Genomic DNA, 13,683 nt, shown 5'->3' with positions numbered 1-13,683 from the left:
CGGTGCAACCGGGCTTTTTTTTAGTTGGCAATGCCTTCTGTCGGCAGCACTGATTCTGTGACATGCGGCCAGAACCAGTCAAGTTGTGGATCCGATGCGATCACGTCTTTAATCAGCACTTTCACATCGCTGCGGGTGGAGATTTCGCGTCTCAGCCACATTTCAATTTCGTCGTAGCCGGGGCCGATGATAGTGATCTCAATTGAACTTAAGAAGTGCAACAAGTGCAGATCCTTGGTCGCCACAGGGCGGCCTTCCAACTTGCCGTGGATGAAGTTCAAAACTTCCGCTTTGATTTCAGCAAAGTTACGGTGATTGATGCGACGAAGGATCAAATCCGCACGGTGATCACGATTAATCCAGCGCTGATGCAGTCCCCGTTGAACCAAATTGATCAGGTAGTTTCTCAATACAGAAGGGACCAGACGAAAATCTTCGTCCGGCAATGCCATCACCTGCATCAGGTCTACGTATCGTGCCTGTTCCTGGCCTCGACGTAGAGAGGTGAGCACCTCCGGGATCCGCAGTAAAGACTCGCGAATACCCAAGAGATCGATTCCTGCTCCATCCGTGAAGTAGAGAATTCTCATATCCCTATCATGACCTATCTTTACGAAATGTGTGCAGAAAAATGCTGGACCCAGACCAGGGTCCAGTATGTATTTTTTAGTGCAGTCACCTCGCCTTTTTGATAGGCTATCAAGAGGCCCAAGGACTAGGAGCTGACAGCAGTAATGCTGGTTAATTACAAAGGATTGTACAACCGTGACTTCACGCAACTCGAAGAATCAAAGACCACCACTTGAAAAGTGGTATCCCTATATTCTCTTTGCATTTATTGGTTACTGCGTGGCCGATCTGGGCATTCTCGCCTATCGCGACAAAATGCTGCCGCAATCCGCTCCCCCCTCCCATCCGAAATCCAGTCAGTTTGAAGCCGGTGTCAGCCGGGGCGCTTACAATTCGATCACCAGCCGTAACATCTTTGCCTCCAGCGGGGTGATTCCTGATGCTTTGGTGGATAAATCCAAAGGCGCAGAAGCCCAGCGTGAAGCGGATCCAGTCCCGTCTCAGTTGCCTTTGAACTTGATCGGAACTTTGGTGCACTCCAACCCTGAAAAATCCCTGGCCGCCATTGAAATTCGCGGCAAGCAAGGCGTGGTTTCTTACAGTCCTGGCAAGCAGATCGAAGGCATGGCCGAGATCATGAAAGTGGAGCGCCAAAAGGTGGTTTTCCGCAATCTGAACTCCAACCGTCTTGAATACATCGAAATGAAAAAAGAAGGCGGCAAAGTCGCTTTCGGCGCCGGCAAACCAGCTGGCGATGGCAGTAAAGAAGTGCAAAAAGTTGGCGACAACAACTTCGTGATCAAACGTGCAGATCTATTGAAATACACCAATGATCTGTCGAGCATTCTGATGCAAGCCCGTGCGGTTCCTAATCGCGAACCCGGCACCGGCAACATCAATGGTTTCCGTATTTTGGACATGCAACCTGGCAGTATTTACGAACAACTTGGCATCCAAAGAATGGATGTCATTAAGTCTGTCGACGGCACCCCTGTCGACAGCCCTGCCAAAGCCATGGAACTTTACAACACACTGAAGAACTCACCCAAAGTGACTCTTCAAGTGGAGCGTAACGGTAAAAACGAAACCATGACTTATAACATTCAGTAGTCGGCCTGGCCGGCAGAGCCGCAGCGCCGGAGGCGCGTAGGCTGAAGCAGCTTTAGAAGAACTTAAAAGGATTTTAAGACAACTCCTCAGGAGGAGAAGCAACATGAAAAAGAACGTCAGCATAGGACTTGCTTCATTGATGACGGCCCAGCTTGTGGGCCCGGCAGCAAAGGCTCAGTTTGAGGACTTCCCGCCTCCACCACCGCCACCGGACTTCGGCGATATGGGTGGTGGTGATTCCGCTCCTTCTGATTTTGGCGACAGCAATTCCGGCGGTCCGACAGGCATGGCTCCACGTGGCGGATCTGAAGCTGCGACAGGATCCTCACCTTTGAGCAAGGCGGAAAAAGACAAGTTTGCCAAAGCTCCAATCGAAGACATCAACAACAAGAACTTCCCGGAAACCATCGAATCCTTCGACTTCCCGAACGTTGAGATTTCTGACATCATTCGCGCGATCAGCGAATTGACCGGCAAGAACTTCATCATCGATCCGGGCGTTCGTGGCAAAATCACGATCATCGCTCCGACCAAGATCACCGTTTCTGAAGCTTACAAAGCGTTCTTGTCAGCTTTGGCGATCAATGGTTTCACCGTGGTTCCTTCCGGAAGCTTCCTGAAAGTAAAATCCGCAAGAAATGCCCAGCGTGATAACATCGAAACTTTCTCCGGCGCTTACTACCCAAATGCTGATCAGATGATCACACGTATCATCCACTTGAAGCACATCTCGGCTTCTCAAGTGAACCGTGACCTGCGTATCTTGCCGTCCAAAGACGGTGAAATGAACATCTACGAGCCAACAAACTCCATCATCATCTCGGATTACGGTTCCAATATCGACCGCGTGATGAAAATTATCAGCCAGTTGGACGTTCCAGGATTTGAAGAACAACTTGAAGTGATTCCGGTTAAGTACGCTAAATCCAAAGATCTTGCGGACCTCGTTGATAAAATCGTCAATAAAGGCAATAAAACTCAGGGTTCTGCTCCGGGCACCTTCACTGCCGGCGTTCCAAGATTCTCCCGTTCTGCGGGGGCGACGTCCCAACAGGGCGCCAGCTTCTTTATGGCGATTCCTGATGACCGTACAAACTCTATCATCGTTGTGGGTAACAAGTCCGGTATCGTGCGCATTAAAAAGCTGATCTCTCAGCTGGACTTCAAAATCCGCGCTGAAGAATCCGGCGGCGTTTACGTTTACAATGTTCGCCATGGTGATGCTGAAAAAATCGCTCAAACACTTCAAGGTGTGACCAAGGATGCCGCTCCAAAACCGGCAACTGGTGGCAGTCTGCTGTCCCCGCTGGGTTCTCAAGGGATGCAAGCTCCTCAGGAAATCTTCGGTGGCGATGTTAAGATCACAGCTGATAAAACCACCAACAGCCTGATCGTGACTGCCAGCAAGCAGGATTACGATGTAGTTCTGAATATCCTTTCTAAAATTGATACTCCTCGCGACCAGGTGTTTGTTGAAGCCATCATCATGGAAATGTCTGTGAATGACGGGAATTCCTGGGGTATTGGTTACTACCAGTACGGCGACAGCGGTTACGGCAAAGTCGGTTTCAACGGCCTTTCCAATATCAATGACTTCCTGTCCCCGACAGGTGGTTCTGGTGCCGTGATCGGTTTCGGCCAGGGTAAAACAGTGGAAGTGACAGATCCGGTTTCCAAAACGACTTTGAAGATCCCAAGCCTGCTTGGTTTCATCAACTTCCTGAAAACCGCGAAAAAAGCCAACATCCTGTCCACTCCTCAGTTGATGACTTTGGACAATCAAGAGGGCGAATTGGAAGTGGGTGACAAGGTTGTTGTCGGTGAAAACGTACAGAACGTTGGAACCAGCGGCACGACGGTCAGAACACCACAGTTTGAAGACGCGACGATCAAACTTGCGATCAAACCATTCATCAGCCCGGCTTCCAATCAGATCCGCATGGAAATCAAACAACAGGTGGCGCAGCTTTCTACAGCTTCCACACCGAAAGCGTTCCAGGATTCCACGCAGCCTCTGGCAAAACGTTCCCTGAAAACCGTGATCAACGTGAACAACGGCGACACAGTGGTTCTGGGTGGTTTGATGAAAGAACAAGACCAGGAGTCCGTCACGAAAGTGCCTCTGCTGGGCGATATTCCAATTATTGGATGGTTGTTCAAGTCCCGCACGATCGTAAAAGACAAAACGAACATGGTTGTGTTCCTGACTCCGAAAATCGTGCGCAACAACATCGAAGCCAATGCCATCGTTTCCAAAAAACTGGATGAGCGCGTGGACTTCGTAAAAGCTCAGGGCGGCGTGGATCCATACGGTGCAAAACTGGATGAAATCCGCCGCAAAGCAGAGGCACCTTCCGCTGCTGATGTGCCTGCGACTGCTGAACCTATTATTGAGGAGTAATTCTGATGGCCTCCGTGGATGTTTCAACGATACTTGCCAAATCAACCTCTTTAACACAGGACCAAATCCGTTCTGTGTTAAACAACCCTTCGGTGGTGAGACCCGTCACCGTGGGCGAGGCTTTGGCTGCGAAGGAATTTTCCACGGCGGATGAAGTGGTCTCCGATCTGTGCAAAGAACTGGGCTTGGATTTTATCCGCGACATCCCGGTCAGCGAGATCGCCGTCGACTTGATCCGTGACCTTCCGATCAACTACGCAAAACAGCACAATGTCCTTCCCTACAAGGAAGATGCGGACCTGCTGATTGTTCTGACCAGCAATCCGGTGAATCTTAAAGCCCTGGATGACATGAAGGTGCTGTTCGGAAAGCGCGTGCGCCCTTTGATCACCACTTCCAGCCGTGTTCAGGATGCGATCAATAAAGTTTACGAAAAAAGCACCGCGAATCTTTCCGGTTTGGATGAAATCGCCGAAGAAGATTACGATTTAGATGATCCTATCGTGGATTTGCTTGAGGCCGGCGAAGATGACGCTCCGGTGATCAAGATGGTGAACAGCCTTCTGTTCCGTGCGGTGAAAGAAAAAGCGTCTGATATCCACATCGAACCTTATGAAAAAGACATGGCCGTGCGCTTCCGTACGGACGGTATTTTGTTCGACGTGTTCAAACCACCTAAAAAGCTGCAAAACGCCATCACGTCCCGTATCAAAGTTATGGCCAACCTGAACATCGCCGAAAAGCGTTTGCCTCAGGACGGTCGTATTCCTTTGAAAGTCGGTGGTAAAGATATCGATATCCGTCTGTCTTGCGTCCCGACCACGTTCGGTGAGCGTCTGGTTATGCGTATTCAGGACAGATCCTCTGTGGTGCGCGAACTGGCGGCCTTGGGCTTCTCTCAAGACAACCTGTCCCGCATGGAAGAAGACATCCTGACTCGTTCTTACGGGATCTTTCTGGTCACGGGTCCAACGGGTTCTGGTAAGTCCACGACTCTTTACGGGGCCCTTTCCAAGCTGAATCAGCCTGACGTGAACATCCTGACAGTTGAAGATCCGGTGGAGCAACGTATCCACGGGATCGGTCAGGTGCAAGTGAACTCGAAGATCGGCCTGACTTTCGCCGCCGGCCTTCGTTCCTTCCTTCGTCAAGACCCTGACATCATCATGGTCGGTGAGATTCGTGACTTGGAAACCGCCGAACTTGCGATCCAGGCTTCTTTGACGGGTCACTTGGTTCTATCCACACTGCATACGAATGACTCTGCCGGGGCCTTCCCCCGTCTGATCGACTTCGGGGTGGAGCCATTCCTGATTGCGACCTCTATCACAGGTGTTATCGCCCAGCGTTTGGTGCGTGTTCTTTGCCCTCACTGCAAAGCTCCGCATGAAGCCACGGATTTTGAAATTCAGCTTCTGGGTATCACTCGCGAAGAAGCTAACAAAGCCAACATCTGCAAAGCCATGGGTTGCAACCACTGCTCGCAGAAAGGCTACTCCGGTCGTACCAATATCGGGGAACTGCTGATCGTAACGGATGACATCCGTTCATTGATCATGCAGCGAAAAGACGGTAATACAATTAAAAGACAAGCAGTTGCCAACGGAATGAAGACCTTCCGTGACCACGGGATCCAAAAAGTCCTTGCGGGTATCACGACGATTGAAGAACTGACTTCCAATACGCAGCTGGATATTTAGGGCGGCGGCAGCCGCGGAGAGCGCAGGGGCTTCGCCCCTGCAGCTGAACCAGCTTAGAAACGACTTATAAGGTAACCACAATGCCTATTTTTGAGTACAAAGGCCTGTCGAAAGACGGAAGAAACGTAAAAGGGACCATCGACGCTGAGAACCAGCGTGCGGCCCGCACCAAGCTCAAAAAAGACAATATCTTTGTCATCGACATTAAAGACAAAAAGAAGATCGATCCAAAAAAGAAATCCGGTCCCCGCGCCACTAAAAACGTGGGCGTGAAAGACCTTTCTTTGATGACCCGTCAGCTGGCGACATTGATCAAAGCCAACATCCCATTGGTGGATGCACTGACAGCCGTTTCTGAACAGGTCGAAAACCCGACTCTGGCGGAAGCTTTGGCTGACTGTAAGAACATGGTCAACGAAGGTTCCACCCTGCATAAAGCCATGCTGAAATACCCGAACGTCTTCACCACGATCTATGTTTCGATGGTGGAAGCCGGTGAAATGTCAGGAAGCCTGGATGTCATCTTGATGCGTCTGGCAGAATTCACCGAGGCTCAGGCCGATTTGCGCGCCAAAGTCAGCAGTGCGATGACTTATCCGGTGATCATGCTGGTTGTGACCTTTGGTTTGATGGGCTTCTTGTTCATCTTCCTGATTCCAAAAATGGTGACCGTGTTTGAGTCCGCTCCGCAGTTGCAGCTTCCGTGGTACACAGTGGCTTTGATTGATGCGTCCCAGTTTGCGGTGAACTATTGGTATCTGATTTTGGGAAGCATGCTGATCGTGTATCTGCTCTTCCGCAACTGGAGAAACACCCCGGCCGGCAAAAACCAATGGGATGCGATTTCTTTGAAATTGCCGCTGATTGGCCCGACGGTTCGCATGGTTGCGGTTTCCCGCTTCACCCGCACCCTGGCGACACTTCTAAATGGTGGTGTTCCGATGCTGGCGGCGATGGATATCGTCAGAAACGTTGTCGACAACCACGTTCTGGCCAAAGCGATTGATGAAGCCCGTAGCAATATCTCTGAGGGTGAATCTATTGCCGGTCCATTGAAAAAATCCGGCCAGTTCCCCCCTATCGTGATCCACATGGTGAACATCGGCGAAAAAACCGGCGAGCTGGAAAACATGCTAAGCCAGGTTTCGGATGCCTATGACTTCCAGGTAAAAACCAAATTGGAAGGCCTGACCAGCATCATGGGTCCGATCGTCATCGTTATCATGGGTGCCGCGATCGGCATGATCGTTATGGCCGTCATGGTCCCAATGTTCGAAATGGCGAACGTTGCGGGATAGAATTTAGAGCAAAAGTAGAAATAAAAAAGGAGCCCTTGAGGCTCCTTTTTTTATTCGGAGAATTGCAGATCGTAGGTGGAGCATTGCGAGACTGGATACGTCCCCTTCTTAATCCCCTCGATCAGATGGCGGGCTTCGCGGCCCACGGAAGAAACGTATTTTGGTCCATGGCACATCACCGCGCTGGACGGACGATACACCGGAGCGGATGGAGTTGTGTCATCCACATACTTTTGCAGTTCCGCGATCTCGGCTTCGCCCCAGAATGTCACAGCCGTCTTTTCGATCATCACGCCATTGCAGCAATGGCTTTTCAGTCCTTGCAGTAGGTTCACAGGCCCCCAGGCTTTCAATTCCTGCCCAGTCACTAAGGCATTATCAGGCTTGCGCACCGGTGCCGCCTCGGGCCCCTTCCACACAGAGCCACAGCCCGCCAAAACAAATCCTGCCAACAACATCAACAATGCATTCCTCATTTGCGAGCTCCTTTTTTCAGCTGCTTTGCCGAGGCCTGTAACATCTCGGCCACGTATTTCAATTCGCCGGAGGCTTTAAAGGCCTCGCCATCCTGCCTTTCCATCGCGACGAACTCCAATTGATCACCCAGAGCCGCCAGACGCAGTTGCAGACTTCCCAAAAGGAAGTCACGCTCTTCAGCTTTCATTTTGGCAACTTCAGGTTTGCTCTTCGCGCTTTGCAGGTACTCGACAAGCGCAAGGCCTGTATCACGCAGGTTCTTGCGGGCTTCAACACTTAAAGTATCCCCTTTAAACAGAGCTTCCTGCACGCAGTTTTCAGCCGCATCCATATTCTTAAAGGATTCACGAACCTGATCCGGAACATTTTTGTTTTTTTCCAAGTATTCATCCATGGAATCACAGCGATAGAAGGCCACCGCCTGACCACACTGGGAGCTCTTGGAGTTGATCACATTTTGGCGACATCCCGGTTTATCCGGGACTTCGTAGGTCCTGTAAACCTTATCCAATGTCTGCAATTCATAAGGCGCCATGTTGCTAAAACCGTTTTTAGAGTAGGCGATTTTTTCATCGATATAGATGAACCCGTGATATTCCTCGGTCTTATTAAAACCCGCGATCTGACGAATGGCACCGACATCCCCCGGCTCTTTCTTTTCACCGTCTTTTAAAGCGCGGCAAAGAGGCGGACGCATATAAAAATTCATTTCTTCCGGCGTAGAATAACGCATGGCTGGCAAAATTTTACTCATCACCAAAGACAGATTCCAACAGTTTGGCCCATCCACTTCCGGCCTGGCCCCATGATATTTGACCACATGTTCGGGCACACAATCCGTGATATCCAAATTACAGGAACCACCGGACTCCCCAGCCACAGCCACAGGATCACAAGTCTTCCCCGTCTTAGCATTCGTGCTCCACCGCGCCAAAGAAGAGTAAATACTTTTCCCTTCTTCACACGCCCCCGACAAAATAAGCTTGCCCGATTGCTTCGAAATTTCAAAAGCCTGCGCCTGCATCAAAAACAAGAACACGACACCAAAAACACTTCTCATCCCAAACTTATCGGCAGTTCCCTCACTCAAAATAAGACAGACAAACGTCCAACCAAAAACCTAAAGTAACCCATAAACTCCCCACCCCAAACCATCCACACACCTTCACAACCCAGCAAAGGCAGTCCCGACCAATGTCCCATACAATCTCACTGTGATATCCAATTCGAGCCTGAAGAGGAGACTGAGGCCTGAGTCACGCCGAGTTCCGCAGCCGAGCCACCCAACAAGGCGAAACAGAAAAAGCCAACACGAGCGAGGACTGTCCGAAGGCGAGACGCAGGCCTCAGTCTCCTCTTCAGGCGTCGCAAAACCGAAATCCCAAGCGAAGAATTATTATGTGACATTAGTCCGGCTGCCGCTCTGTCCTTTGATTTTGGGCTAGGTTTTGTTATCCTCAATGTCTGTAAAAAGGAGTAAGTATGTCTCTTCTCAAAAACCGCAAGGGTATGACTCTGATTGAAATCATGATCGTCCTTGCCATCATCGGTGGTATCGCAGCTCTTCTTCTTCCTAACATCACGGGACAATTGGATAAATCCAAAGCCAAAGAGGCTAAGATCCAACTGACACAAATCGTGAATGCCCTTTCCATGTACTACACGGATTGCGGTAAATATCCTCAGACTTTGGAAGGCCTGACAACTGCTGATCCAAACTGCTCTAACTGGGGTCCTCAGCCTTACTACACCAAGAAACTTCAAGATCCATTCGGTCACGATCTGGTTTACGAACTGGAAGGTGGCGAATACTCTTTGAAATCTTTGGGTAAAGACGGCCGCGAAGGTGGTTCTGGCTTTGACAAAGACATCACACTGGATGATCTGAACTAATTCAGATGCCTGGTAATCAGCGGGGTTTCACTCTCATTGAGATCATGATCGTGCTGGCCATTATGGCCGCCCTGATCACAGTGGGAGCCCCCCGACTTCTCAAAAAAGACGGCAACATCAAGTCCGTCGCCCGCAACTTCATCGTTCTTTCCAAAGAAATCCGCAACAAAGCCCGTTTGACCAACTCCACTTACCGCCTGGCCATCAGCATGGAACCGGGAGAGGAAAAGTATTGGCTGGAACGCGCCAGTGGCCCCCAAGCTGTGGATCCTGAAGCTGCGGAAAAAGAAAAAGACCGGGATGAAGAGGGCGCTCCTCCGCCACTGTTTCAGATGGACAAGTCCCTGCTGAAAAAAGAAAAAGAGCTTCCCGAGGGCCTGCGTTTTGCCTCGGTGGAGACTGTGAATATGAAATCCCCTATGACTTCCGGGGTGGCCTACATCCATTTCTTCCCAGAGGGCTTTGTGGAAGCCTCTGCTGTGCAGATCACGAATGGAAATAATTTAACTTGGACTCTTGTTTTTAATCCTTTAACGGGTCAAGCTGATATCATTGAGAAAGCTTCTTCGTTAAAGGAAGTCCAGCGGTGAAAAAAAACGGATTCACATTGATTGAAACCATCATGGCGATGGTGATCCTGTCCTCAGGAATTATGCTTTTGGCAAATTCCTGGAGCGGTTCTTTCATGCGTGTCCGCAAGACCCAACTGTCCACCGAAGTCACCGCTTTGCTTGAACGAAAAATGGTCGAAGTCGAAATGGAGTACGCCGGAAAGCCTCTGGACTCCATCCCGGAAGAAACCGAAGACGACTTTGGTTCTGAGTACCCGCAATACACCTGGAAAATGACCTCCAAAGAATTTGAAGTCCCGGATATTTCAGCGACCCTCACCGCCCAGGCTGGTGGTGCCGATGAAATGGCTTTGACCGTGATGAAGACTTTGACGGAGCATCTTTCCAAGTCCGTGAAAGAAGTCAAAGTGACTGTGATCTATAAAGGTGCCAAAAAACCTTTGGAGTTTTCTGCCACTCAGTACTTTGTCGACTATGACAAGGAACTGCCACTGCCTTCGATGCCGGGGATGTGATGATGAAACACAACCGCGGCTTTACCATGATTGAGCTTATGATCACGATCACCATCCTGGGGACACTCACGATGCTGACGGCGCAGGCCATTCAGCAGGCTGTGAAAGCCAAGGTCAAACTGCAAGATCAGATCGATGATGTGTCCCGCATGCGTGATGGTTTGCGCCTGCTGGAAAGAGACATCAATCTGGCTTACCACTATCGCGACGTTGAAAAAGAACTTGAGCAGCTGATGAAGAAGAAAAACACGGGCGCCGGTGGTGCCGGTGGAAATTCTGACGGCTCTGGCAGCGGATTCCCAGGCGGAGGCGCCGGCCCAATCACGAACGACCCACCGGAACAACCTGAGCAACGAGAAGTTCCCCGTCGCGATCCCGAGACTCACTTCGTAGGCAACAACGAGTCCATCAATTTTGTGACCATGAACAATGCCCGCACCGTCAGAAACACCAAGCAGGCGGACTTTATCGAAGTCGGCTATGCCCTGCGCGATTGTAAATCGTTGCGCGAAGGCGGCGGCAGCTCCAAGTGCCTATGGCGCCGAAGCTCTCCGTATGTGGATCTGGATGTCACCAAAGGTGGCGACGAGGTCGCATTGCTTGAAAACGTCAGCGAATTCAAACTGCGCTATATGGGTAAAGGCAAACAGGATTGGGCCAACGACTGGCGCACAGATGCTCAAGGCGATGCGGCGACCAAAGGAAAGTTCCCGCAAGCGGTTGAGATCTCTTTGACCGTGGAAAAGAAAACCGCCGGCAAAAGCAAAAAGTATTCAATGCAACTGATCGTCCCTATTCACTTCCCCAACAATTCAGAGGAGGGTGCAAATGCTCAAGGCAATCAAAGCTCTTGGCCGCGAACTCAAGCGCCCAATCAATAATGCCCGGGGCATCGCGCTGATGATCGCGATTGCCTGTATCATGCTGATGATGTGGATTGCGATGGAAGTGTCTTACGATTCCAACGTTGAATACCTGGTGAATTCACAGGGTTTAAACCGCGTGAAGGCTTACTATGCCGCGAAGTCCGGCATGCAGCTGAGCCTGCTGCGTATTAAGATTTACCAACAGGCCCAAAGCAAATTGGGCGACAAACTGGGTGACACCAAGATGCTGGATCAAATCTGGCAGTTCCCGTTTGCATGGCCCCTGCCGGTGCCGGATGAACTCAGTGCCATCGACAAGGATGCCTTCAAAAAAGCTGTCGCGGATTCGTCCATGGACACAAGCTACATTGTGACGATCGAGGATGAAGGGTCCAAGATCGATATCAATGACTTGGCCTCCCCGTCAAAATCGCTGCAAGAGCTGACGAAAAAACAACTGGTCACGATCTTTACACAAAAAATGAAGGAAGATGAAAACTTCCAGCGTGAATACAGCAACGTCCGATTTGACGAGCTGGTGAACAACATCGCCGACTGGATGAGCCCGAAATCTGCCTCTTTAAACGGCGGCGACAAACGCGCCAACTATGCAGAGCTGAACCAGGCTTCGCAAAGCGATTACTATCCACCCAACCGCCCGTTCCGCTCTGTTGCCGAACTGCACATGGTCCCGGGCATGAACGATGATTTCTATGACTTGATGGCCCCGCGGGTCACCATCTATGGCATGAAAGGGATCAACCCGAACATTGCGACCCGCGAAGTTCTAAAGTCCCTGGACCCGGCGATGACCGATGAAGTGGTGACCGAGATCATCAAACGCCGCGATTCCGAAGAAGAAGGCGGTCCATTTAAGTGTGATCAAGGCGGCGGCAGCAGCGACTTCTGGCAGTTTGTTCAAGGCAAAGGCGTGCGCATCGAAGGAAATCCTGAAGACGTGCCCTTGATCTGCGACAGCGTGATGAACTTCAAGATCCGCAGCACTGGTGAATTCGCCGGCGCCACACGCGAAATTGTTGCGGTGGTAATGGACCTGCAAAAAACCGCAAGCAAAGTGAAATCCTACGTCGATAAAGACAAAAAAGCCGCAGCGGGCGGCGACACCACTGGAGGCGGCGGATCCTCTGGCTCTGGTGGTTCCGGATCCGGCGCCGCCGGAGGAAGCGGTGCTGGTGCCGGGGGCAACAACGCCAACGCCACTCAGATCCCGAAAGGCCCCCCACGAGTTGTGTACTGGAACGAAAGATAAAAAAAGAAACCCCGGCGATGTACCGGGGTTTTTAGTTTTTAGAACCTAAGATTTTCTTAATTAGTAATTATAGTCTGTGCAACTGCCACGAATTGTTTGTTTGGCAGATTCGACAGCCTCACGCACCTGTGCCACTTCAGCAGTTTTGTACGGGCAACTCGCCTCTAGCAAGTTGGCATAGAACTCATAAAGTTTTGCCGTCGCCTTGGCATTGTCACAGATCCCAACGCCCTCATTAATAGTTGCAGAGTGTTTGTCCATTTCTAGACCCAAAGCATAGTCATCACAAGCCACTTTCGGAGCTTTGTACTTGCCGCTACCATATCCGCCACCAGCAGAAGAACCATTCCCACCATTCACCGGAGGCTGCGCCGGAACACCCGGATTCGGACGAGGATTGGGATCAAATGTCGGAGGACGATCCCCACCCCCACGAGTATTAGTAACGGGAGGCATGAAGTCCGACACCGGAGCCATTCCTTCAGGATTCTTCCCACCCAAAGCCTTCGCCGCCATCAACTCTTTACAAGGCTTGATGGACGCGCAGGGCTTTAATGTTTCAATATGCATAGGAGTTAGAACGTGATCAATCTTGAAGATGAACGAGTTTTTGGATCCATTGAGCTCAGAGTCCCACTGATAGTAACTGCCGACAACTCTCTTGCCTTGATGATAACGCAACAAATAGGCTGATTTTCCAATAATGACATTGTTCCCATCCCTAGAAGGGTGCCTTACATATCCATACCCTTCGGCCAAGCCATTCTCACACTTCCCACTCCAGGTCACCTGCGATCCATGGACCAGCAAGCTAGGTTGCTGAAGTTTACACCCATCAGAAGTCAGAATTTGCTCATAAGGAGGGTTCGCAGCCACGAACGACTCAATCCGAGCACATTGCTGCATATTGCTCTTTCTATCTTTACAATCATGAGCCCCAAGTGTGCTTTGGTAGAAATCTGTTTGACCGGAAATATACCAGTAGCTCCCCGGCAGAACCCATCCACGCTG

Annotated in this window: 13 protein-coding genes; 9 read left to right on the top strand and 4 right to left on the bottom strand. The window is 50.6% G+C overall.

Annotation, left to right across the window (positions count from 1 at the left end; all coding sequences use genetic code 11):
* Positions 1–20: 20 nt before the first annotated feature.
* On the bottom strand, positions 21–590 hold the full coding sequence (locus BD_RS07275) for a hypothetical protein (protein ID WP_144313811.1): 570 nt from the start codon (positions 588–590) through the stop codon (positions 21–23).
* Positions 591–765: 175 nt separating this feature from the next.
* Between BD_RS07275 and gspC the strand changes: the two genes are divergently transcribed.
* The 4 genes from gspC to gspF all read left to right on the top strand — a co-directional run bounded on the left by gspC (position 766) and on the right by gspF (position 7,079).
* Positions 766–1,680 (top strand): type II secretion system protein GspC, encoded by a 915-nt coding sequence (gene gspC / locus BD_RS07270; protein WP_011164078.1) that lies wholly within the window; start codon positions 766–768, stop codon positions 1,678–1,680.
* Positions 1,681–1,783: 103 nt separating this feature from the next.
* Complete coding sequence (gspD, locus tag BD_RS07265) at positions 1,784–4,081, top strand: type II secretion system secretin GspD (protein ID WP_011164077.1); 2,298 nt, start codon at positions 1,784–1,786, stop codon at positions 4,079–4,081.
* A 95-nt stretch (positions 4,082–4,176) separates the two neighbouring features.
* The gene (gene gspE / locus BD_RS07260) at positions 4,177–5,781 is read left to right on the top strand and encodes a type II secretion system ATPase GspE (protein ID WP_231839313.1); all 1,605 of its coding nucleotides are present in this window, start codon (positions 4,177–4,179) and stop codon (positions 5,779–5,781) included.
* An 80-nt stretch (positions 5,782–5,861) separates the two neighbouring features.
* Entirely contained in the window at positions 5,862–7,079 is a 1,218-nt protein-coding gene (gene gspF / locus BD_RS07255) for a type II secretion system inner membrane protein GspF (protein ID WP_011164075.1), read from the top strand.
* Between the two features lie 50 nt (positions 7,080–7,129).
* Here the strand turns inward: gspF and BD_RS07250 are convergent, their stop codons facing one another.
* Together BD_RS07250 and BD_RS07245 are read right to left on the bottom strand one after the other, a co-directional pair.
* The gene (locus BD_RS07250; protein ID WP_011164074.1) at positions 7,130–7,555 is read right to left on the bottom strand and encodes a hypothetical protein; all 426 of its coding nucleotides are present in this window, start codon (positions 7,553–7,555) and stop codon (positions 7,130–7,132) included.
* Positions 7,552–8,616 (bottom strand): hypothetical protein, encoded by a 1,065-nt coding sequence (locus tag BD_RS07245; protein ID WP_231839312.1) that lies wholly within the window; start codon positions 8,614–8,616, stop codon positions 7,552–7,554. The genes BD_RS07250 and BD_RS07245 overlap by 4 nt, the downstream gene beginning before the upstream one ends.
* Positions 8,617–9,038: 422 nt before the next feature.
* Here BD_RS07245 and gspG point away from each other — a divergent pair, with 422 nt between their 5' ends.
* Genes gspG through BD_RS07220 form a run of 5 tightly spaced genes read left to right on the top strand, consistent with a single transcriptional unit; the run spans position 9,039 to position 12,672 of the window.
* Positions 9,039–9,449 carry a type II secretion system major pseudopilin GspG gene (gene gspG, locus BD_RS07240; protein WP_011164071.1) on the top strand — a complete coding sequence of 137 codons (411 nt, stop codon included), beginning with the start codon at positions 9,039–9,041 and terminating at the stop codon, positions 9,447–9,449.
* Between the two features lie 5 nt (positions 9,450–9,454).
* A complete protein-coding gene (locus BD_RS07235) occupies positions 9,455–10,039 on the top strand; it encodes a pilus assembly FimT family protein (protein WP_011164070.1) in 585 nt (194 codons plus the stop codon).
* Positions 10,036–10,536 (top strand): type II secretion system protein, encoded by a 501-nt coding sequence (locus tag BD_RS07230; RefSeq protein ID WP_011164069.1) that lies wholly within the window; start codon positions 10,036–10,038, stop codon positions 10,534–10,536. The genes BD_RS07235 and BD_RS07230 overlap by 4 nt, the downstream gene beginning before the upstream one ends.
* Positions 10,536–11,417: a type II secretion system protein GspJ gene (locus tag BD_RS07225; protein ID WP_041583511.1), complete on the top strand. Its 882-nt coding sequence runs from the start codon at positions 10,536–10,538 to the stop codon at positions 11,415–11,417. The genes BD_RS07230 and BD_RS07225 overlap by 1 nt, the downstream gene beginning before the upstream one ends.
* Positions 11,365–12,672, top strand: coding sequence for a type II secretion system minor pseudopilin (locus BD_RS07220; RefSeq protein WP_231839311.1), 1,308 nt, complete (start codon positions 11,365–11,367; stop codon positions 12,670–12,672). Before BD_RS07225 ends, BD_RS07220 begins: the two co-directional genes overlap by 53 nt.
* Positions 12,673–12,732: 60 nt before the next feature.
* Here BD_RS07220 and BD_RS18320 read toward each other — a convergent pair whose 3' ends face one another.
* Positions 12,733–13,353: a hypothetical protein gene (locus BD_RS18320; RefSeq protein WP_231839310.1), complete on the bottom strand. Its 621-nt coding sequence runs from the start codon at positions 13,351–13,353 to the stop codon at positions 12,733–12,735.
* Positions 13,354–13,683: the final 330 nt, after the last annotated feature.

This window comes from Bdellovibrio bacteriovorus HD100, from assembly GCF_000196175.1.
Lineage (GTDB): Bacteria > Bdellovibrionota > Bdellovibrionia > Bdellovibrionales > Bdellovibrionaceae > Bdellovibrio > Bdellovibrio bacteriovorus.
This window is presented reverse-complemented; position numbering and strand designations above follow the sequence as displayed.

What these genes read in the sequence shown, in the direction of transcription:
- gspF (WP_011164075.1), top strand. Translation starts at nt 5,862, where the DNA reads ATGCCTATTTTTGAGTACAAAGGCCTGTCGAAAGACGGAAGAAACGTA.
- BD_RS07235 (WP_011164070.1), top strand. Translation starts at nt 9,455, where the DNA reads ATGCCTGGTAATCAGCGGGGTTTCACTCTCATTGAGATCATGATCGTG.
- BD_RS07220 (WP_231839311.1), top strand. Translation starts at nt 11,365, where the DNA reads ATGCTCAAGGCAATCAAAGCTCTTGGCCGCGAACTCAAGCGCCCAATC.
- BD_RS07225 (WP_041583511.1), top strand. Translation starts at nt 10,536, where the DNA reads ATGATGAAACACAACCGCGGCTTTACCATGATTGAGCTTATGATCACG.
- gspD (WP_011164077.1), top strand. Translation starts at nt 1,784, where the DNA reads ATGAAAAAGAACGTCAGCATAGGACTTGCTTCATTGATGACGGCCCAG.
- gspG (WP_011164071.1), top strand. Translation starts at nt 9,039, where the DNA reads ATGTCTCTTCTCAAAAACCGCAAGGGTATGACTCTGATTGAAATCATG.
- BD_RS07250 (WP_011164074.1), bottom strand. Translation starts at nt 7,555, where the DNA reads ATGAGGAATGCATTGTTGATGTTGTTGGCAGGATTTGTTTTGGCGGGC.
- BD_RS07275 (WP_144313811.1), bottom strand. Translation starts at nt 590, where the DNA reads ATGAGAATTCTCTACTTCACGGATGGAGCAGGAATCGATCTCTTGGGT.
- BD_RS07245 (WP_231839312.1), bottom strand. Translation starts at nt 8,616, where the DNA reads ATGAGAAGTGTTTTTGGTGTCGTGTTCTTGTTTTTGATGCAGGCGCAG.